Here is a 19,742-nt window from a genome sequence, read left to right as displayed (position 1 = left end):
AAAGGTAAGTATGGGAATTTTTGATCAAATGAAACAAATGCGAGAAGCTTTCTCGCAGATCGGAAACATCAAAGAAAAACAAGAAGAGCTTTCAAAGCGACTGGCTCAAATTCGCGTTTCTGCCTCTGCGGGAGCAGGTATGGTGGAAGTGACAGCTTCCGCTGATGGAACACTTGCAAATATAATTATTAATCCGATCATGTTCAATGCAGAAGACAAAAAAATGTTGGAAGATCTGATTCTTTCCGCAACGAATGAAGTGCAAAGAAAAGCCAAAGAAACGATGGCTCATGAGATGAAAAATGTCCTCGGCTTCAACCCAAGTGATTTTGAAGGTGTTTTCAACCAACTCCAAAAGGATGGAGGGTTTCCCCCTGTCTGACCCACAATTTCAAAAACTAATCCAATCCTTTTCTAGTCTTCCCGGAATTGGAAAAAAAAGTGCCACAAGAATTGGATTTCATATTTTACGTATGGATCCTTCTACATTCAGAGCATGGCTATCTAATATCGAAGAAGCTAAAGCAAAACTACGGTTTTGTGATGAATGTGGAGGTCTCACAGAAGATCCTGTATGTTCCATCTGTTTGTCTGATAGAAGAGATAACGGAATTCTTTGTGTGGTAGAACAACCGGAAGACATTTTCTTTATAGAAAATACAAAAGAATATGTTGGCAAATACCATGTACTGAATGGTGCTATCTCTCCACTAGATGGAATTGGTCCTGATCAATTGCGAATTCGCCAGTTGATCGAACGACTAGAAGATACGGGGGTAAAAGAAGTGCTCATTGCAACCAATCCCACACTTGAAGGAGATGCCACGGCTTCTTATCTTTCTACAGTAATCAAACCAATGGAAATTAAAATTACAAGAATTGCCCACGGGATTACGATTGGAGGAACCTTAGAATATTCTGACCAATACACTCTGGGAAAAGCCATCAAATCTAGACTTACTTTGTAATTGATTGATTCAGAAAGAAGTTTCCATTTATAAATTATTTTTTCATTTCTGATAAAAGATACGAAAGAATGTAAGGTTTCACAAACCTTGATTCCAAAAATGGAATTTGAATCTATCTTTAGTTTGTAAAACGCGGAAAATAAAATTGTATTTAGAATCTATGTTCAAATACAATAAATCCCTCTCTTAATACACGACCATATTTGGAATCTAACAAAACAAATAACGCATCGCCTGCAACGAAGTAACCAGAACGAAAAATGATTTGGAAGTCTGAAGTAACATTGTAACGAATATTAAAATTATATTCCATTCCCATATAAGTGGATGTTTTATATCCATTCAGCTCACTGAATTCTCGATTGATACGAATTTCGGGAGATTTAGTAGCCCACAACTGATAATAACCCAACGTAAATTGATAAGGACCAAAGGCAATAATGTTCGAATAAAAACCATATTCATTTAATCCAGAAAAACTAGATCCGTTAAACAATGCATAACCACCAATAAAGTCTGTTGCAATATTAGAAATGGAAAATCTAGGTGCTAAGGTTCTATACCCATTTCCTTTTAAGTTAGCTTCCTGTCCCTTTTCATCGTAACCTGGCCTTCCTGTTGTACCTAGAGCAATTAAATTAAAATTTAAAGATTCGCTCCATCGGTAGGTAAATTGGAAATCATACATTCCACCTTTGATAAAATGCCTTTGAGTAGTATTGTAAACCGTGACGTCATTGGTATCTGTTACAGCACGTAATTTTTTAACAGTTCCTGTATTCAGAATTCCATGAACGATGAAGGAAAATTTTTGAAAATTGAACTCATTGTGCATCCCATACCAAGCAAGTCTCGCTGTTTCATTATCAGACTTGTCGTTATCATCTAAAAAATAGGCATACACTTCATTACGAATGTTTCGAAAGTATTCAAACTTCAAGCGATTGTAATAAATATTGGAACTTTGATAGTTTTTATCAGCGAATCCATTTTTATCCACATCCATAAAACTTTGGTCACGTGCTCGTAAAATTCCACCCTCCAAAGACAAACGCAAAAATTGAAAATTTTTCAAAATACTAACGCCTGTTCCTGTAGAAAACAACACACGCCCTTGCGCAGAACTAAAAAGTTGTTGTCCCACTTTTATAAAAAGTCCTGATTCCGGAATTCTAAAGTTTAAATACAAAAAGTTTGTTTGTACATTGACCGCAGCGGTTCTTCCTCTTTCCCCTCCGGCTCCAGGGCCAACCAAACCAGGATCAAAACCATCGGGTCCAGTTGCACGTAATCCTTTTCCACCAAAGGGAATATCACCAACCTGCATACCCCAGACCCCTTCCACATACTTATTTGCGGAAAAACTCATATTGTATAAAAAACGAGAATCGTAATAACTAACGTCTTCCTTTCTACGTGTGATTTGACTAGGTAATCCTTGTTGCCTTCTTTCTAAATCAGATTGTATGGTTTGTTGTTCTGTTTGTTGGCGTTCTGCATTTTCTTTTTCAAGATTATTAATTGGGGTAACGGGTGTTTTTCGTTCAAGTAATACATCACGACCGACGTTTGTAGCACGAACACGAAAGGAACCATTAAAATTCATAAAGGTTCTTTGTGATTCTTCTTGCGCTAATAAAAAACCCGAAGGAATAAGAACAGAGAGTATACTAATAAAAAGAAAATTTCGTAATGACATCGACTTTATTCTTTTTTCACCCATTGATTGGATTTAAAATACTTATTAATTAAAATTTGAATTTTGCCTGTACGTTTCAGTTCTTTAATGAAAAAATTTAAGTTATATAAAAATTCAACATCTCGTCTGGCAGTAGCCATGCTAATATGATCTTCTTGCACGACACCCAAAATTGGTAAATAGTTAGCTCTTAAGGAAGAATCTTTTTGTAAAAGAGCTTGGATATAAAATGAATCTGCAACGAATGCATTTACATTATTTTTCTTTAATTCATTTAGAGCAGCTTCGTTCGTAAAATAAGAAAAAATCTGAGCTTTAGGAAAAGCATCTCTTAAAAAAAGATGGTTAGAACTGTTTGCGAGCACAGAATAAGAAATTCCCGTAATGTTTGTTAGGTCATTTAAATTACGAAACAACTGCACGGTCACAATTTGTCCTTCCCGTTCTGGTGGGAGTGCAGTCCGATTAACTAAAGCTGCCGGCGTAGAAATCAGATATGGGTCTGTGAAATAAACATCTCTAAACCGATTGATGGAAGAGGAAATTCCAGCCATAGCAATTTGTGTATCACCTTTCTCTAACATCCTTGCATGTTGATCAAAAGTACGAAGTGGAATGATTTTTAAATCTACATCGAGAAATTTTGCATACTCTTGTGCTAACTCAACATCCAGTCCGGGAAAGTTTGGATTTGGATTTTCAATATAAAAAGGATCATAAAATTCATTTACTGAAACTGTGAGAGTTTTTGTTTTTTTAATCTTCTCTAATACCTGGCTTGATTCTCCAGAAAGAGAAACTGAAAAGAAAAATACAGAAAAGGAAACTAACCCAAAAAAATGGATCCTGAGAAGAGGCAACATCCCCACTACCTTTTCTCTGGAAATAGAAACGGCAAGGAAAAATTAAGGATCAATTAGTACAAATTCTGTTCTTCGATTTTTTTTAGAGGATGCCTCATCCGTCCCTTCCACCATCGGCTGCGTCGGACCCTTCCCATCAGTTGATATTCGGTTTGGATCCACACCTTTAGAGACTAAATATTGTTTTACGGAATTTGCTCGCTCTTTTGAAAGAACCATATTATCTTCAAAGGTTCCCGTTAAATCTGTATGACCAATAATTTTCATTTTTTTCGTAGAATTTTCATGCATGTAGTCAACAATCGCATCTAAAGGAGCTGACGATTCAGGTTTTAAGACTGAAGAAGCACGTTCAAAGTATACCGAATCCAAAGAGATTTTTTTCGTTTCTTCGAGTTTCTTTTGCACTATGTTCTCTTGTTTGGGAACAGATGCTGTAAACAAATCAAAGGATCTACCTTCTACTCTTCGACAAAAGAGAAATGTTTTTTTTACCTGTTGGAAAACTATATATGCTTCATCATCTGTTGAATTGATAGCTGCACCAAGGTTCTCAATGTCTTTAAATGTATCACCATCAATTTTGGCCATATACAAATCAAAACCACCAAACCCTCCGGGTCTATTGGATGAGAAAAAAAGAATTCTACCATCGTCATTGAATGCTGCCGCAATAGTCGCATAATTATCATTAATTGGTGAAGGTAATGGTTTAGGATTGGACCAAACATTGTCTTTAAATTGGCTAAAGTAAACTTTTGCTAAATTTGGTTTACCAAAAGGGTATCTGGTAAAAAGTAAAGTGTCGCCCAGTAGATGAGGATTTTCTTCTATTTCTTCTGTATTGATTGCATTTGGCAAGGCAACTGGTTTGCTCCATGAATTTCCATTCCAATTGGAAACATACAAATCTCTAGAAATACCCACCTTTCCATCTGGTAACATAACTTCTACGGAACCATCTCTGTTTGAAGACAATAATAGCATTTTTCCATCTCTTGTAATAAATGGACTTTGATCATCAAAAGGTGAATTTAAAACATCGACTTCTTCTGGAAAATCCCAGGTGCCATCTATTTTTCGTTCTGATTTAAAAATCTCAGTGTAACCACGACTGGATCGTTTGGAATAAAAATACAATGTTTTAGCATCAGGAGTCATCGTAGGACCAAATTCTTGAAACTCTGTATTGATAGGTCCTTGGATGGGAGCAACGACTAAACTAACCTCTGTATTTCTTGTTTGGCTATGAAGGGAAAGTGGGGAAAAAAGGGTATTTAAAAATAGGCCAATCCAAAGTACGTAATAAGCGTAATTCGCATAACCTCCCACGAAGAGTGATTTTCCGTATAACGGATAAATTCCACAGCCAAATTGTATTTTATAGAATAGCGTTTCTTTCGTTTGGAAAACAAATCGGATTGTTTGGAAGAAAGGAGATAAAAAGGAATAGGGCATTTGACACCTCGGTCATCTGCCCTAAATTTTATCGAATGTATGGTTTTAATACATCCGGAATTTGGAAGGTTCCATCCGCTGATTGATAATTTTCGATCACTGCCGCGAGTGTTCGACCGATGGCAAGACCGGAACCATTCAGAGTATGGACGAGCAGGTTTTTTCCTTCCTTTGACTTGTATCGAATTTTTCCGCGTCTTGCTTGATAGTCTTTGAAGTTAGAAACAGAAGAAATTTCCATAAATCGACCAAGTCCAGGCATCCAAACTTCAATATCATAAGTTTTAGAAGAGGCACTAGACATATCCTTACTACAAAGTAACATTACACGATAAGGAAGTTTTAACTTTTGCAAAATTGATTCCGCATCCTGGAGCATTTTTTCATGTGCAGCATGTGAGGTCTCCGGTTCTACAAATTTAACTAGTTCCACTTTTTGGAATTGGTGCACACGAACTAGTCCCCTTGTATCGCGACCATAAGAACCTGCTTCTCTACGAAAACAAGAAGTATGAGCACAAACGGAAATTGGAAGTTCCTTTTCCGAAATGATTTCATCTCGGTAGTAATTGGTGAGCGGAACTTCTGCAGTGGGAATCAAATTGAGTCCATCTTTTTCAAGTCTATAAAAATCCTCAGCAAATTTTGGCAACTGACCGGTTGCCGTCATGGATTCATCATTCACAAGAACGGGAACCCACATCTCTTCATATCCATTTTCTGAAGTATGAGTATCAAGCATTAGGTTCATCAGTGCCCTTTCTAATTTGGCACCAAGACCGCGGTAGGTATAAAACCTTGCACCTGAAAGTTTCACTCCGCGTTCAAAATCAAAAATCCCTAATTTTTCTCCAATATCAAAATGAGTTTTTGCTTCATAAGTAAGTTTCGGAACCTCACCCCACTCTCGGATTAGAACATTGTCTGCTTCCGATTTTCCTTCTGGAACAGAGGGATCGAGTAAGTTCGGTAGACCTAAATTGAGTTCGTGTAAGGATTCTTCTTCTTTGGTGAGTTCTTCTTCAATGGCTTTGATCCGATCTCCCACACCTTTCATGGAAGCAGAAATCTCAGTTATGTCTTTGCCTTGTGATTTTTGGATTCCAATTTCTTTCGATACTCGGTTTCGTTCCGCACGTAGGTCCTCCACTTCCAATTTTAACTTACGTTGTTTTTCGGAAACAGATTTGATTTTAGCTTCAATGTCTGTAGAAGCGACACCTCGCTTCTGTAAGGTGGAAAGTAATTCTTCTGGGTTTTGGACAATACGGTTGATATCAAGCATGGTGATAGGCCTTTCTTTCTGTGAATTTTATGGAATTTTGATAAATACGATCTGATACTTCTGCATTGGTTTCAGTACGTAACGAAAACATCTTTTCTAATACAAAAGGAAGATGTGAGGAATCATTTCTTTTTCCTCGGTGTGGCATTGGAGAAAGAAATGGTGCATCTGTTTCTATAAGAATTGTTTCTAAAGGAATTTTCCGTGCTGCTTCTTGGATATCTGTGGCAGACTTAAACGTAACAATCCCAGAAAAAGAAACATAGTAACCTAAATCTACAAATTGTCTGGCAGCTTCATAATCATAGGTAAAACAGTGAATCACTCCAAAGGCTTTAGTTTTGTATTCTTTCAGTGCTTCATAAGTATCTGCAAAGGCATCACGAGAATGAATCACAACTGGTAATTTATAATCAGACGAAAATTGTAAAAACTTTCGAAGTACTTCATTCTGCGCTAAACGAGTACTTGCATCATGATACAAATCGACACCTATCTCGCCGATCGCTGAAAATTTTGAATCATTCATTCGGGATTTTGCTAAATCTAAAATTTGGTCTGCATTAGGGAATTCATGAGTTTCTGTAGGATGACAACCGATTGAATAAAAAATCTCTAAGTCTTTGGTGGAATGAGTTTCCGAAATACGAACAGCTTCCTTAGAACTAGGCAAATCAATACCAATTTGCACCATTCGGTCTACTCCGGCCATTCGGGATTTCGCCAGTGTTTCTTCAATCTCTTGGCCTTGTTCTCGAATTATGTCTAAGTGGCAGTGTGTGTCGATGGTTGAATATCCCATAAATAGCAAGATTTGTAATTTCCACTGGTTGAAAATGAAAATTCAATCGAAAGATATAGTGGGTGCATTAAGTTTTGTTTAAATAGTCGAAGGTCTCGAAAGAACGTGGAAGTAAAACAAAGACTACATTTAATTTTTTACCGTTTGCGGTATAAAGTCCAGGAATGGAAGCTTAAGTTATCCCAACGTTATGAGGACCTGGACAAAAAAGGCCGTGAACGTCTGACCATTATGGTCATTCCTCATACCGATCGCAAAACCATTAACTTTGTCATCTCCTACAAAGCCATTTCCATCTTTATTGGAATCATGGTCATCCTTCTTGTGATCAGTGCTGTGAATGTTTTATCACATAGTGGTTCCATCCACCAACTCACGGAACTCAATTTAACCAACAAAGACTTTATTAGACAATCCTCTAAGATGAAGGAAGAAGTAAATTCCCTTCATGAAACCATCCAATACTACTACGAAAGAATTTCCAATCTCTACATCAAATTAGGTGGTGATCCTTCTCGTGTTTCTAAAGGGATGGGTGGACAGGCGGGACAATTTCTCGCATTACAAGGAACACCGCAGTCCGACATTACGGATGAATCCTTTCGCATCAAAGAAGATATTCACAATTTAAAATTATCATCAGAACTTTCAGAAGAGATCATCAAACTCATCAAAAAAAGAAAGAGTATCATTCGAAACACTCCTTCCATTTGGCCAACCAAAGGATATGTATTGTTTCCGTTTGGAAATTATATCTCTCCTGTCACTGGCAAAGAAGAAATCAATCGAGGGTTAGACATTGGATCATTCCCTGGTGCAGAAGTCATTGCAACGGCTCCTGGCATTGTATTTGATACAGGGTATTCACCTGCCACTGGATATTATGTGAAACTATCTCACAGGTTTGGATGGAAAACAATTTACTCCAACCTCGACAGAATTCGTGTTAAGAAAAATGAAAAACTCTCCAAGGGCGACATCCTAGGTTATGTTGGAAAATCACCAGAAAATCCGATTTACCATCTTCATTATGAAGTACATGTTGGTACCCAAGCGTTGAATCCGTTTTCGTTTCTCAACCAAATTCAAGAATAATGTCCAATCCATCCACAGAAGAAGAATTTTTAGTTAATAGCATCATTGGAGAAGGCGCCGAGTTCGTAGGTGAATTCAAATTTCCAGGCCTAATTCGTATCGATGGAAAATTTCGCGGTGTTCTCGAAACCACCGGAAAGGTACTTATAGGAAAGTCAGGAATCGTCGATACAGATATCAAAGCACGTGTGGTAGTTGCCGGAGGAGAAATCCGAGGGAACATCTATGCAACGGAACGAGTTACATTACTTTCTAGCTGTCGATTGGAAGGGGATATTGTCACTCCTCGTCTGATTGTCGAAGAAGGTGTAGTGTTTCACGGAAAATGCACGATTAATCCCACTCGTCATTAGGCGGGTTTATGATCATCCAAAACAACAACCCAAAGTCGGTATCCACTCAGGCAAAAAAAGGGTCCAAAGAAAAACTCACAGGCAGTCTCGGATCTGTTGATGAAGCCAAACAAAGTTTTTTAGATATTTTAGAATCCATCGTCCCCGCAGGAAAAGAAGAAACGAGAGAACTAAATGAACTTTGGAAAGACCTTCCTGATTTAGAAAAAGAACTCATCAAAGATCCTAACCACAAAAACCTCGAGTCCTACAAAAAACACATCAAACAAATTGCAGAGCTCATTCTTAAAAAAAACTACAAAGTAATGCAAGCCCCTCAACGAGGACGCAATGACCAAAAAGATGTTCGTTATGTAAAAGTAGTAGATGAGAAATTGGACTTACTTGCAAAAACTATGTTTTCTCCAAACAACAGTGCCTTCGTAATTTTGAAACAATTGGATGAAATCAGAGGTCTACTTATTGATCTAAAAGGATAATTCTTTGCAAACACCTGATCGGCCAAAGTCGAAAAACATCCGCGTTCTCTCTAAAACTTTTTCTTACCTAAAACCCTATAGATTCCAAATGGCTCTTTCTTCCTTTGCCTTACTCTTTACAGCAGGGGTAACTTTAGGTCTCGGACAAGGATTACGTCATTTGGTGGATGCTGGATTTTCCGCTAGATCCAAAGAGGAATTAGGTTACTCTCTCGCCTTTATCATTTTAGTCGGGATCCTTCTTGCGATCGGAACTTACATTCGTCACTACACAGTTTCTTGGATAGGAGAACGTGTTGCTTCTGACATTCGGAGAGATGTATTCAAACATATCATCTTCATCCATCCTAGTTTTTTTGAAACCAATTCCCCTGGCGAAATTCAATCTCGAATTACAACCGATACCACACTCATCCAGACTGTGATTGGATCCTCAGCTTCGATTGCCCTACGTAATATTTTGATGTTTGTGGGAGGAATCATTTTCCTTTTTATCACAAATGCAAAACTTTCCATGATTGTCCTTCTCAGTGTTCCCTTCATTGTGTTTCCCATTTTGTATTACGGAAAAAAAGTACGTAACCTTTCCCGTAGCACTCAGGATAAAATTGCAAACATTGGAACTTATGTCAGTGAGTCCCTTCTCAATATAAAAATCCTGCAATCCTTTCACCACCAAGAAGTTGACATACAGAAATTTACGCAGACGGTAGAGGACACATTTGCTGTCGCAGTTTCCCGTATCAAACAAAGAGCACTTCTCATTGCCGCTGTGATTCTTTTTATCCTCACAGGAATTAGTGTGATGCTCTGGATCGGTGGAACCGACGTATTGGAAGGAAAAATCACGGGTGGGGAACTGATCGCATTTTCATTTTACGCCATCATGGTAGCCAATAGTGTAGGTGCCGTCTCAGAAGTATTAGGTGATCTGCAAAGAGCCGCCGGTGCTACGGAACGTTTAATGGAACTTCTACTTTCCGAATCGGAAATTCAAGATTCTCTCACTCCTACTCCAATCTCTAAAATTTTAAAGATCACTGAAGTTAACCATTCCTCCAATGGTTCCTCCAAGCGTAATGGCCTAAAAATCAATTTAGAAAATCTATTTTTTTCTTATCCATCTAGACCAGACCACCAAGCACTCAAAGGAATTGATTTAGAAATTCCTGCAAATAAAACTACTGCACTTGTTGGTCCATCCGGCGGAGGAAAGAGTACTCTCTTTGAACTTATCCTTAGGTTTTATGATCCGACCCAAGGTCGAATACTCATTGAAGGGTTAGATCTGAAAGACCTGACTCTTAAAGATTTACGATCTCTGATTGGTTTTGTTCCCCAACAACCCATTCTCTTTAGCGGAAGTTTACGTGAGAATATAGCTTATGGAAAACCAAATGCTAGTTTTGAAGAAATTCAAAAAGCTGCAGAGAACGCTTACGTAACAGAATTTCTTAACCAACTCCCTGAGGGTTATGAAAGTAATTTGGGACATTTAGGGACAAGGCTATCCGGTGGACAAAAACAAAGAATTGCCATTGCAAGAGCCATACTACGTAACCCAAGAATTCTTCTTTTAGATGAAGCCACATCGGCTCTCGATTCCGAATCAGAACAAATGATCCAACGTGCTTTGGATTTTTTAGTGAAAGAAAGAACTACCATCATGATCGCTCATCGGCTTTCGACCGTTGTGAAGTCGGATCAGATTGTAGTGATTAAGGAAGGGGAGGTTGAGTCCGTCGGCACACATGACGAACTCATGAAAAAAAGTGAATTGTATGAAAGATTGGCGAAACTACAGTTTCACACCGAGTTGCTCTAAGATTCTTTCCATGTCGGTAATATTAGCGTAAGAAAAAACAATCTTACCTTTTCCATTCGTTTCATTGTGAGCCACTTCCACTTTGGAACTATATTTATTTCTAAGTTTTGTTTCTAACTTTACGATACTCGCATCCCGTCTGTCAGGACCCACTGATTTGGTTTTTTTATCAGGGTTCAAAAGATTAGAAACATAATTTTCTACTTCGCGAACATTCCAACCTTCTGCGATTACCTTTTGACCCACTTCAAATTGTTTTTTAGAATCAGGGATGGAGAGAAGGGGACGCGCTTGGCCTTCCGAAAGTTTTCCTTCCTTCACCCAATCTTGTAATGGTTTTGGTAAAGACAAAAGTCGAATTAAATTGGAAATCGTAGCCCGGTTTTTTCCCACACGAGTGGCAAGATCCGTTACCTTTAACCCGCGTTTGTCGATGATAGCTTGGTAAGCCAATGCTTCATCCATTGGATTGAGGTTTTCTCTTTGGATGTTTTCGATGAGAGCTAATTCCATCATATCAGCTTCGGAAATGTCTCGAACAATTGCCGGTATTTTGGCAAAGCCTGCTAGTTTGCAAGCTCGTAACCTTCTTTCCCCTGCCACCAAAAGAAATCCCGATCCAGCAGGATTTTTTTGTACAACGATAGGTTGGATCACTCCATGTTCTACAATCGTGTTTGAAAGTTCTTGGATGGATGCATCAGAGAATTGTTTTCTTGGTTGGTGTGGGTTTGGTAAAATTTCAGTGACTTTGATTTCTCTAAGACCACTCTGTTCGTCTTTCGAAATCTCTACGTTATTTTCATTTACGGGAATTAAATTCCCAAGTCCTCTTCCTAAAACTTTACCTTTGCCGAGTGCCATAACCTTATGCCTTCCCTACAATTTCTTCCGCTAAACTTTTATAACTTTTAGCACCTACACCATCGGGATCGTAATAGTTGATCGGTTTTCCAAAGGAAGGGGCTTCTGATAATTTTACATTTCGTGGAATGACAGTTTCATAAACTTTTTCTTTGAAGTAGTTACGAACATCTTCTGCAACTTGGTTAGCTAAGTTAGTTCGTTTGTCATACATCGTGAGAAGTACTCCTTCGAGTGCGAGGGACGGATTCCACTGCGACTGTACGAGAGAAATAATTCGCATCAACTGGGAGAGTCCTTCGAGTGCAAAGTATTCTGTTTGCAAAGTGATCATCACCGACTGAGAAGCACAAAGAGCGTTGATCGTAAGAACACCAAGAGAAGGGGGACAATCGATTAATATATAATCATAAGATTCTTTGATCGATGCCAATGCATCTTTCAATTTGAATTCCTTTTTATCCATTCCAAGAAAGTCGACTTCCAATCCTGAGAGATTGATGTTCGAAGGAATGATATCTAGATTGTTTACAAAAGTTTTTTGAACCGCTTCTCTTGCGGAAAGTTCTCCAATCAAAACTTCATAAGTTGTTTTATGTAATGACTGCACTTCCAACCCAAGACCAGAGCCTGAGTTTCCTTGCGGATCAATATCGAGGAGAAGTACTTTCTTTCCTAGATCAACAAGATTGGATGCCAAGTTAATCGCCGTGGTCGTTTTACCGACTCCACCTTTTTGGTTACTGATAGAAACGATTTTACCCATTCTTGCTTTTAGTCTCCTTTACGATTTCTTTCCAGTCGCGGGGATATCCCTTTTTAGGAAGGGAATTCTTTTGCAGTATTTTGATATGTCTCTTTCCCACAAACTCTAATTCGGGAATGGGAATTTCTTTTTTCAAAAGGAAACCATTGTTGCTTAATACTTCAGTTTCCTTTTCCAAATCCTGGTATGGTTGCGCAAGAAAGGGACATAATATACCTTTTGATTTCACCATCCTTGTCGTAACTTCCGCAATGTAGGGATAAGGAACCATAGCTCTTGAAGTGACTACATCAAAATTAGAATTAATCTCTTCTGTGCGTGCGTAGATAAACTCCACTCGCTTTTTCACTTTCGAAAGACTGCCTGACTCAATTTCAGTTTCCAACAATGCCAACTTACGCTTCTGGGAATCGACGAGAAAGACATGGGGTGCTTTTTTTAAAAGGGCAAATAGAAAGCCGGGAAGACCGGGCCCAGTTCCGACATCCGCAATGTTCGTTTCACGTGAAACATATCCTGTGCTTTTTAACTTCCAAACAAAGATCAAAGATTCCAAAATATGTCTCTCTAGTATTTTCTCTGAATCGTTTCGTGAAAAGAATCCTCCTTTCTCATTGTCTCGTTTGAGAAACTCATAAAAATTCTTCACAAGTTCCCAGTCAAACTCAGGTTCGAGAGTGGGAAAAAGATTAGGGATGATAGATTGGATTTCTTCTTGGATCGTTTTTTCTGACATAATCTCGTTATCGTTTTAAATGAATTCGCCGATGTCTCCTGTAGGAGAACTCTTTTCCATGATTCGAATCATTAGTTTTTTAATCATCCTTTCCTTTCCTATTTTAGGTTACACACCTGGCAAGTGGTCCCACAAAGATGCCTATCTTTTTAAAAAGATTAAAAAAGTTCCGAATAAAGAAATAGTCCGCAATGCAGAAGGGCAGGTGGTTTATGTCGCAGAATATGAATACAACTCTGACGGAAAATTAATCAGCGAAACATATTCTGATAAAGAAGGTAAGGGCGATGGGAAAACAACCTTTCGTTACACCGATGGACTTGTCTCTAGTGAAGAAGTTTATGACAACGGTGGACACTTAGTAGAGAGAAAGGATTTTCAATTCAAAGGACGTGCTTTGAAAAAGATGAATATCAAAGATGGAGAAGGTCGTTTGCTAATAGTCTATTCCATTGAGAGTGATGGAGAAGGTAATGTTTTTGCAGCAGAGGGTAAAAATTTAGAAACGAAAGATAATGAATCCTTTCGCTTTCAGATGGATCCGAAACGTCCGAATGTTCAAATTCAATACCTAACCGATGACAAAAAAAAGGGACTCGGGGAGATTCACTTCAAATTTGATACGAAAGGAAATCTCGTCGAAAGGGAATTCTTTCAAGGTGAGAACCGACGTGTGCATAAACTCAAATACAAAGCAGATGGAAGTTTGGAGTCCCATTCGTTTCACGTGAAACAAGGAGACAACTGGATTCTAGAAAAGACCCACGTCCTCGTTTACGATTAATGAAAATCTAAACTGTAGATTGTGAGAATTGATTTCTTGAATACAAAAGAAGCTTAATAAGAGTTTGAAAGTAGAAACCAAGAAGTTAAGACCTTCTTGGTTTTTTTATGCGAAAACATTGGAGGAGGTTATCTATTTTCTATCGTCTGTCCACCAAATGATAGAGAAGTAAATCTACATCCGACGGATCCACACCAGAAATGTGAAGGGCATTTTCCAGATTCATAGGTCTATGTTTTTCTAACTTCACCACAGCCTCTGTCTTTAAACCTTTCACACTTGCGTAATCAAAATCAGAAGGAATCTGGAAGTTTAAAAACTTCTTACGATACTCGATGGTTTCCAACTCTCGTTTTAAATACCCTTCGTATTTGACTTCCATCTCAAGTACTGCCTTCTCATCTTCGTTCAAGGATTCTAGATCAGAAAGAATCGGTTCGATATCTTTGATTTTGATATCTGAGCGTTTCAAAAAAGAAGCCACGGTATGGCCGAATTTATAATTCTCAATCTTTCTCTCTTCTAAAACCTTAGTGAGTTCTTCTGTTGGTTTCATCGAAGTCACAAACATTTGTGTTTTGATTTTATCGATCCGTGCGTAACGATCTTTCATATCCGTGTAGAGTGACTCTTCCACAAGTCCCATCTCATATCCATACTGCATGAGTCTTTGGTCGGCATTGTCTTGGCGAAGAAGCAAACGGTATTCCGCACGACTGGTAAACATTCGGTAGGGATCTTCTACTCCTTTATAAACCAAATCATCAACAAGGACTCCGATATAAGATTCACTTCGTTTGAAAAGAATAGGTTCTTCTTTTTTGACAGACCGAATCACATTGTATGCGGCGACAAGTCCTTGTGCTGCTGCCTCTTCATAACCAGTGGTTCCATTGATCTGGCCTGCATGGTAGAGACCTTTGACTTTTTTTGTTTCCAGAGTTGGATTTAATTCTGTTGGATCTACAAAATCGTATTCAATCGCGTAACCAGGACGCATGAGTTCCACTTCTTCCAAACCTTTGATGCTGCGAAGAAACTTCCATTGCACTTCCTCTGGCAAACTTGTGGATACACCATTGAGATACATTTCGTTGGTTTCATAACCTTCTGGTTCAATAAAAATTTGGTGACGATCCCTTTCTGCGAAGCGAACCACTTTGTCTTCAATGGACGGACAATACCTGGGTCCAATACTTTTGATCTGACCTGAATACATAGGTGAGAATTCTAAGTTTTGTTTGATCAGTTCGTGAGTGGTGTCGTTGGTATAAGTGATGTAACAAGGAATTTGTTTGCGATCAATCTTCTTCGTTGCAAAAGAAAAGGGACGAGGGTTTTCATCTCCTTCTTGTACATCAAGACCTTCAAAGTTAATGGAGTTTTTATGAACACGAGCCGGAGTTCCTGTCTTCAATCTTCCTAGTTTCAATTCAAATCTTGCCAGAGTATGCGAGAGTCCTTTGGTAGTTGGTTCTCCAATACGACCCGATTCCTTTTGGTAAGTTCCAATATGAATCACACTGGATAAAAAAGTTCCAGTGGTTAAGATCACATGGTTTGTATAAAAAGTAAATCCACGACCTGTGATGACACCAGTCACTTGGTTTCCTTCTACGATCAAATCTTCCACTGTGTCTTGTCTGATAGAGAGAGTTTTTAATTTTTCCAACTGGTGTTTGATCATGAGTTGGTATTGTTTCTTCTCTGCTTGCGCACGCGGAGCCCAGACCGAAGGACCTTTCGATGTGTTTAACATCTTAAATTGAATTCCAGTTTGGTCGATGACTCGGCCCATAAGACCGCCAAGTGCATCCACTTCTCTTACCATATGTCCTTTGGCAATTCCACCAATGGCTGGATTACAACTCATCTGCCCGATGGTATCTAAGTTCATTGTGATGAGGAGAGTTTTGAGTCCTGCCTTGGCAGTAATATAGGCAGCTTCTGTTCCGGCATGGCCGGCACCGACAACGATACAATCAAATTGGTTGGGATAAAAGGAAGGATTCATATTATGTCTTCTTATAGTTTCCGTTCGTATCAAAAACGAGGGTGAGTTTTCATTCTTATTCTACTCTTTAGAACGATATCAAAACCATCGGCCTAAGCTTCGAGAGAAAAAAAGATAAAATTCATTTTCTAATTTTGAAACTTCAGAAGATTGGAAGGATAGGAATCTCAATGGCTCAGAATTCATTCCCTTATACATACTTTGAAGGAAAGATCGTTCCTTCCGAAGACGCAAAAGTCAGTGTCCAAACCCATGCCTTACAATATGGAACCGGAGTTTTTGGTGGAATCCGCGGATACTACAATGAAGCTAAAAAAAATCTCTATGTCTTCCGTTTGCCTGACCACTGCAAGAGACTTGTCAACTCCACAAAGATCATGCAGCTTCAAATCAAAATCACACCAGAGGAAATCCAATCCATCATTTTGGAACTGCTTCGTAAAAACGAAGCAAAACAAAATATATATCTCAGGCCTTTCATTTATACTTCTGCCTTACAACTCTCTCCTAGATTTCACGATGTGAAAGCGGACATCACAGTTTATGCTTTGAAGTTGGATGACTATCTTGATACAGAAAATGGCCTCACGACCATCGTATCTTCATGGCAAAGATTTTCTGATAACCAAATTCCCACTCTTTCCAAAGTCAGTGGTGGGTATGTAAACTCAGCTCTTGCAAAATCAGAAGCCGTACAAAATGGAATGGATGAAGCAATCTTTTTGGATGCAAGAGGTTTTGTATCCGAAGGTTCTGCGGAAAATCTATTTATTGTTCGTGATGGAGTGATCCATACACCAACCATTCCTTCTTCCATCTTAGAAGGAATCACTCGTCGTAGTATCATTCAAATTGCAAAAGACTTGGGTTACCAAGTAGTAGAAAGAGACATTGCACGTTCAGAACTCTACATTGCTGATGAATTATTTTTTTCTGGCACAGGCGTTCAAGTCGCTTGGGTAAAAGAAGTAGATCGAAGGATCATTGGAGATGGAAACATAGGTCCCATCACAAAAAAAATCCAATCGATTTTCTTTGAAGCAGTTCGTGGGGAACAGCCGAACTATATGAGCTGGCTCACTCCGGTATACTAATCACTATGTCTGATACTTTGTTTTCTTTCGACCAAGTGTCAGGCCAAGATGTTGCACTGACTTATTTAAAATCTTTTGTAAAAGATAGATCGAGAATTCCAGGCTCTCTTATCTTTCATGGTCCAGATGGGGTAGGGAAGTGGATTGCTGCGGAAAGATTTGCAAGACAACTTCTTTGTTTGGAAGGAACCTCTTGCGGAGTTTGTGATTCTTGCCGCCAATTTATGAAAGGTGTCCATCCCGACTTCATCCAGTTTCCCAGAAGAAAAAACATAGCGATAGGAAAAGAAAAAGATCCGGAAGACTTTACCATCCGTTGGCTATTGTCTTCTCGTATTCCTTACAAACCTCACACATCCGATTACCGAGTGGTTTTGTTTCCAGAAGCCAACCGTATTAATAACGAAGCGGAAACTACTCTTCTTAAAACTTTAGAAGAGCCACCGCCTCATACAAAGTTTATCCTCATCGTCAACGACATTCGAAACTTAAAACAAACCATTGTCTCAAGATCGGTTTGTATTCCTTTCAACTATCTCCCACAAGACGAAATCAAAAAAATCAGAAGAAATGAAATTTCTGAATCTAAACTTTACTACGGTGGATCTCTCAATCCATTTGAAATTGCTGATGAATTTTTAGAAGAGTGGCATGAGAACGTCAGAGAACATTGCCATGATTCTATTCTATTGTTTAAATTGGAAAACTGGGTACGCGATCAGTTTGGAGAATTCAAATCCAACAAAGAAGGTCTCACAGGAATTGACTTTTTAGAAATGATTTGTCTTTTACTTCTCTACGAGTATAGACAGAAAAACTTTGAAGCCAATGTAGGAAGAATCGAAGCCATTTTAGATTTCAAAATGAAGTTACATTATGAAATTCCTGCCTTAGAATACGTTCTTTTATCACAACTTTTTTTAAGACTAGCTACATAAGATAGAATCGATTCGTAGAATGCAAAAGTTGCATTTGGAACAAAAATCACCTAACAAACATTCACCGGACAATCTCTATCAAATCAATAAAGAGACATAGTTTTTTTATCAACGTCGACTATTTTTTCTAGTTTGGATCGTTTCTCGATTTTTCATTTGAATTCTACCTACTTGCTAAAAGTATAGTACCCGATTTCACATTTAGGGCGGGAAACTTGGACAAACGTTGGGAAGAAATTTTAGAAGAAATATCGAAACAGATACCTCCCAAGTACTTTTCCAATTTCATTGCACCGCTCCGATTCGAGAAATGGGAAAACCAAGTGGTCCACTTGATGGCTCCCTCAAGCGGAATCAAACGGCATGTGGAAACAAAATATGTGAGTTTTATAGAAGATGCCGTCTACCAAGTCGTAGGTGATCGTTTTCACGTCTCCATCCTTGCAGAAACAGAAGCCTCTTCCCAAATTTTTAAAGAAGTCATTCAGTCGAAATTTGATGAATCAGACTCGGATCTAAATCCAGAATTTATTTTTAGCAATTATATCACTTCCGATTCCAATCGCATTGCCTTCACAGCAGCCAAAAGTGTGGTGGAACAACCTGGAAAGTACAATCCACTTTATCTCTTTGGACCAGTAGGTGTTGGAAAAACTCATTTGTTACATGCGATCGGAAACGAAATCAAAAAAAAGGATCCTTGGAAAACTGTTCGCTACGTAAACAGCACATCCTTTTTAAATGAATTTATTTTTACAGTCCGTCAAAACAATCGTGAGTCACTTGAGTCGTTCAAAATTCGTTATCAGTCTTATAATGTTTTACTCTTTGATGACATTCAGTTTTTGAATGGTGGGGCAGAAAAAACCCAAGAAGAGTTTTTTGCCCTATTCAATTTTCTTTATGACAGAAAACGCCAAATTGTCATTGCATCAGATAGACCAAGTTACGAACTTCCGTTACACGAAAGACTCAAATCCCGATTTGTACATGGCCTCCAAGCAGATATCAAATCCCATGACCTGGCCCTACGCATTGAACTATTAAGAGCTAATTTTTCCGAATTCAATATTCCGGCCAGTGACAAACTTTTACTTTGGCTTGCAGAACGTTTGGAAGGTGATTCCCGAGCACTCATTGGAATCGTAAACGATTTGGTTTTGTATAAAAAAGCCTATGAATACTTTTTACTGACAGAAGAGAAAATCCAGGAAATTGCCGAAGCACGATTTCTCACCAATAAAAAAAGAATTGGGTTCAGTCCCGACATGGTCATTGATCTGGTTTGTGAACGAACGAATGTCGCCCGTAAGGATTTACTCGGCAAAAGCAGAAAGGCAGATTTTATCCCTCCTAGGCATTTGTGTATGCTCCTCCTCCATGACGTCCTTCATGTTCCTAAGGCGCAGATTGGTCGGATTTTTTCGACCACACACTCTACTGTCATCCACGGGATTGATAAATTCAAAGAACGTATGAAATCAGATTCTCAGTGGGAAGATATTTTCCATTCCATCAAACACAAGATAAGCTTCCAATAACCTGTGATTAACACGCTTGCAACCTGTCGATAAACTGTCGATAGGACATAGTCAGTTCTTATTGTCCCTTAAATGTCTCGCAACCTGTTCAAAGCGACATAAATATTGACAGTTGCAAAAAGGAAAAAAACTGACATAATTCAATAAAAATTGAAGTTTCCAGGCTTTATCGACATAC

General features: G+C 38.6%; 19 protein-coding genes. 10 read left to right on the top strand and 9 right to left on the bottom strand.

Annotated features, from left to right (window positions below; translation table 11 throughout):
- Positions 1 to 10 precede the first annotated feature (10 nt).
- Together LEP1GSC203_RS04080 and recR are read left to right on the top strand one after the other, a co-directional pair.
- Positions 11 to 382: a YbaB/EbfC family nucleoid-associated protein gene (locus tag LEP1GSC203_RS04080; protein ID WP_002972536.1), complete on the top strand. Its 372-nt coding sequence runs from the start codon at positions 11 to 13 to the stop codon at positions 380 to 382.
- On the top strand, positions 360 to 968 hold the full coding sequence (gene recR / locus LEP1GSC203_RS04075; protein ID WP_002972928.1) for a recombination mediator RecR: 609 nt from the start codon (positions 360 to 362) through the stop codon (positions 966 to 968). The genes LEP1GSC203_RS04080 and recR overlap by 23 nt, the downstream gene beginning before the upstream one ends.
- A gap of 151 nt (positions 969 to 1,119) precedes the next feature.
- Here the strand turns inward: recR and LEP1GSC203_RS04070 are convergent, their stop codons facing one another.
- From LEP1GSC203_RS04070 to LEP1GSC203_RS04050, 5 genes are read right to left on the bottom strand one after another with little or no spacing between them, the layout of a single operon-like run.
- On the bottom strand, positions 1,120 to 2,667 hold the full coding sequence (locus tag LEP1GSC203_RS04070; RefSeq protein ID WP_002972654.1) for a hypothetical protein: 1,548 nt from the start codon (positions 2,665 to 2,667) through the stop codon (positions 1,120 to 1,122).
- Positions 2,668 to 2,672: 5 nt separating this feature from the next.
- Complete coding sequence (locus LEP1GSC203_RS04065; RefSeq protein ID WP_002972940.1) at positions 2,673 to 3,530, bottom strand: substrate-binding periplasmic protein; 858 nt, start codon at positions 3,528 to 3,530, stop codon at positions 2,673 to 2,675.
- Positions 3,531 to 3,572: 42 nt separating this feature from the next.
- Positions 3,573 to 4,988 carry an OmpA family protein gene (locus LEP1GSC203_RS04060; RefSeq protein WP_002972416.1) on the bottom strand — a complete coding sequence of 472 codons (1,416 nt, stop codon included), beginning with the start codon at positions 4,986 to 4,988 and terminating at the stop codon, positions 3,573 to 3,575.
- A gap of 28 nt (positions 4,989 to 5,016) precedes the next feature.
- Positions 5,017 to 6,273, bottom strand: a complete 1,257-nt coding sequence (serS, locus tag LEP1GSC203_RS04055; protein WP_002972706.1) for a serine--tRNA ligase — start codon at positions 6,271 to 6,273, stop codon at positions 5,017 to 5,019.
- Entirely contained in the window at positions 6,266 to 7,075 is an 810-nt protein-coding gene (locus LEP1GSC203_RS04050; RefSeq protein ID WP_039937106.1) for a TatD family hydrolase, read from the bottom strand. The genes serS and LEP1GSC203_RS04050 overlap by 8 nt, the downstream gene beginning before the upstream one ends.
- A 105-nt stretch (positions 7,076 to 7,180) precedes the next feature.
- On the opposite strand from LEP1GSC203_RS04050, the gene LEP1GSC203_RS04045 reads away from it, so the two are divergent.
- From LEP1GSC203_RS04045 to LEP1GSC203_RS04030, 4 genes are read left to right on the top strand one after another with little or no spacing between them, the layout of a single operon-like run.
- Entirely contained in the window at positions 7,181 to 8,170 is a 990-nt protein-coding gene (locus LEP1GSC203_RS04045; RefSeq protein ID WP_002972343.1) for a M23 family metallopeptidase, read from the top strand.
- Positions 8,170 to 8,523 (top strand): bactofilin family protein, encoded by a 354-nt coding sequence (locus LEP1GSC203_RS04040; protein ID WP_002972551.1) that lies wholly within the window; start codon positions 8,170 to 8,172, stop codon positions 8,521 to 8,523. The genes LEP1GSC203_RS04045 and LEP1GSC203_RS04040 overlap by 1 nt, the downstream gene beginning before the upstream one ends.
- 8 nt (positions 8,524 to 8,531) lie before the next feature.
- The gene (locus tag LEP1GSC203_RS04035) at positions 8,532 to 9,002 is read left to right on the top strand and encodes a YaaR family protein (RefSeq protein WP_002972235.1); all 471 of its coding nucleotides are present in this window, start codon (positions 8,532 to 8,534) and stop codon (positions 9,000 to 9,002) included.
- 4 nt (positions 9,003 to 9,006) lie between these two features.
- Positions 9,007 to 10,827 carry an ABC transporter transmembrane domain-containing protein gene (locus LEP1GSC203_RS04030; protein WP_002972840.1) on the top strand — a complete coding sequence of 607 codons (1,821 nt, stop codon included), beginning with the start codon at positions 9,007 to 9,009 and terminating at the stop codon, positions 10,825 to 10,827.
- Here LEP1GSC203_RS04030 and LEP1GSC203_RS04025 read toward each other — a convergent pair.
- From LEP1GSC203_RS04025 to LEP1GSC203_RS04015, 3 genes are read right to left on the bottom strand one after another with little or no spacing between them, the layout of a single operon-like run.
- Positions 10,801 to 11,691, bottom strand: a complete 891-nt coding sequence (locus LEP1GSC203_RS04025; protein WP_002972171.1) for a ParB/RepB/Spo0J family partition protein — start codon at positions 11,689 to 11,691, stop codon at positions 10,801 to 10,803. The two genes, LEP1GSC203_RS04030 and LEP1GSC203_RS04025, sit on opposite strands and share 27 nt — an antisense overlap.
- 4 nt (positions 11,692 to 11,695) lie before the next feature.
- Positions 11,696 to 12,457, bottom strand: a complete 762-nt coding sequence (locus tag LEP1GSC203_RS04020) for a ParA family protein (protein WP_002972914.1) — start codon at positions 12,455 to 12,457, stop codon at positions 11,696 to 11,698.
- Positions 12,450 to 13,193, bottom strand: coding sequence for an RsmG family class I SAM-dependent methyltransferase (locus LEP1GSC203_RS04015; RefSeq protein ID WP_002972389.1), 744 nt, complete (start codon positions 13,191 to 13,193; stop codon positions 12,450 to 12,452). The genes LEP1GSC203_RS04020 and LEP1GSC203_RS04015 overlap by 8 nt, the downstream gene beginning before the upstream one ends.
- A 58-nt stretch (positions 13,194 to 13,251) precedes the next feature.
- Here LEP1GSC203_RS04015 and LEP1GSC203_RS04010 point away from each other — a divergent pair, with 58 nt between their 5' ends.
- On the top strand, positions 13,252 to 13,977 hold the full coding sequence (locus tag LEP1GSC203_RS04010; RefSeq protein WP_002972515.1) for a hypothetical protein: 726 nt from the start codon (positions 13,252 to 13,254) through the stop codon (positions 13,975 to 13,977).
- A 139-nt stretch (positions 13,978 to 14,116) separates the two neighbouring features.
- Here LEP1GSC203_RS04010 and mnmG read toward each other — a convergent pair whose 3' ends face one another.
- Complete coding sequence (gene mnmG, locus LEP1GSC203_RS04005) at positions 14,117 to 15,991, bottom strand: tRNA uridine-5-carboxymethylaminomethyl(34) synthesis enzyme MnmG (protein WP_002972532.1); 1,875 nt, start codon at positions 15,989 to 15,991, stop codon at positions 14,117 to 14,119.
- Between the two features lie 170 nt (positions 15,992 to 16,161).
- On the opposite strand from mnmG, the gene LEP1GSC203_RS04000 reads away from it, so the two are divergent.
- From LEP1GSC203_RS04000 to dnaA, 3 genes are all read left to right on the top strand, one after another.
- A complete protein-coding gene (locus LEP1GSC203_RS04000; RefSeq protein ID WP_002972699.1) occupies positions 16,162 to 17,085 on the top strand; it encodes a branched-chain amino acid transaminase in 924 nt (307 codons plus the stop codon).
- Positions 17,086 to 17,090: 5 nt separating this feature from the next.
- Positions 17,091 to 18,023, top strand: a complete 933-nt coding sequence (locus LEP1GSC203_RS03995; RefSeq protein ID WP_002972592.1) for a hypothetical protein — start codon at positions 17,091 to 17,093, stop codon at positions 18,021 to 18,023.
- Between the two features lie 215 nt (positions 18,024 to 18,238).
- On the top strand, positions 18,239 to 19,564 hold the full coding sequence (dnaA, locus tag LEP1GSC203_RS03990; protein ID WP_002972158.1) for a chromosomal replication initiator protein DnaA: 1,326 nt from the start codon (positions 18,239 to 18,241) through the stop codon (positions 19,562 to 19,564).
- The last annotated feature ends 178 nt before the right edge of the window (positions 19,565 to 19,742 follow it).

Source organism: Leptospira terpstrae serovar Hualin str. LT 11-33 = ATCC 700639 (assembly GCF_000332495.1).
Lineage (GTDB): Bacteria > Spirochaetota > Leptospiria > Leptospirales > Leptospiraceae > Leptospira_A > Leptospira_A terpstrae.
The sequence above is the reverse complement of the archived record's forward strand: the minus strand, read 5'-3'. Positions and strand labels throughout refer to the sequence as shown.

Coding starts and splice junctions, on each gene's coding strand:
- LEP1GSC203_RS04080 (WP_002972536.1), top strand. CDS start 11: ATGGGAATTTTTGATCAAATGAAACAAATGCGAGAAGCTTTCTCGCAG.
- recR (WP_002972928.1), top strand. CDS start 360: ATGGAGGGTTTCCCCCTGTCTGACCCACAATTTCAAAAACTAATCCAA.
- LEP1GSC203_RS04070 (WP_002972654.1), bottom strand. CDS start 2,667: ATGTCATTACGAAATTTTCTTTTTATTAGTATACTCTCTGTTCTTATT.
- LEP1GSC203_RS04065 (WP_002972940.1), bottom strand. CDS start 3,530: ATGTTGCCTCTTCTCAGGATCCATTTTTTTGGGTTAGTTTCCTTTTCT.
- LEP1GSC203_RS04060 (WP_002972416.1), bottom strand. CDS start 4,988: ATGCCCTATTCCTTTTTATCTCCTTTCTTCCAAACAATCCGATTTGTT.
- serS (WP_002972706.1), bottom strand. CDS start 6,273: ATGCTTGATATCAACCGTATTGTCCAAAACCCAGAAGAATTACTTTCC.
- LEP1GSC203_RS04050 (WP_039937106.1), bottom strand. CDS start 7,075: ATGGGATATTCAACCATCGACACACACTGCCACTTAGACATAATTCGA.
- LEP1GSC203_RS04040 (WP_002972551.1), top strand. CDS start 8,170: ATGTCCAATCCATCCACAGAAGAAGAATTTTTAGTTAATAGCATCATT.
- LEP1GSC203_RS04035 (WP_002972235.1), top strand. CDS start 8,532: ATGATCATCCAAAACAACAACCCAAAGTCGGTATCCACTCAGGCAAAA.
- LEP1GSC203_RS04025 (WP_002972171.1), bottom strand. CDS start 11,691: ATGGCACTCGGCAAAGGTAAAGTTTTAGGAAGAGGACTTGGGAATTTA.
- LEP1GSC203_RS04020 (WP_002972914.1), bottom strand. CDS start 12,457: ATGGGTAAAATCGTTTCTATCAGTAACCAAAAAGGTGGAGTCGGTAAA.
- LEP1GSC203_RS04015 (WP_002972389.1), bottom strand. CDS start 13,193: ATGTCAGAAAAAACGATCCAAGAAGAAATCCAATCTATCATCCCTAAT.
- LEP1GSC203_RS04010 (WP_002972515.1), top strand. CDS start 13,252: ATGATTCGAATCATTAGTTTTTTAATCATCCTTTCCTTTCCTATTTTA.
- mnmG (WP_002972532.1), bottom strand. CDS start 15,991: ATGAATCCTTCCTTTTATCCCAACCAATTTGATTGTATCGTTGTCGGT.
- LEP1GSC203_RS04000 (WP_002972699.1), top strand. CDS start 16,162: ATGGCTCAGAATTCATTCCCTTATACATACTTTGAAGGAAAGATCGTT.
- LEP1GSC203_RS03995 (WP_002972592.1), top strand. CDS start 17,091: ATGTCTGATACTTTGTTTTCTTTCGACCAAGTGTCAGGCCAAGATGTT.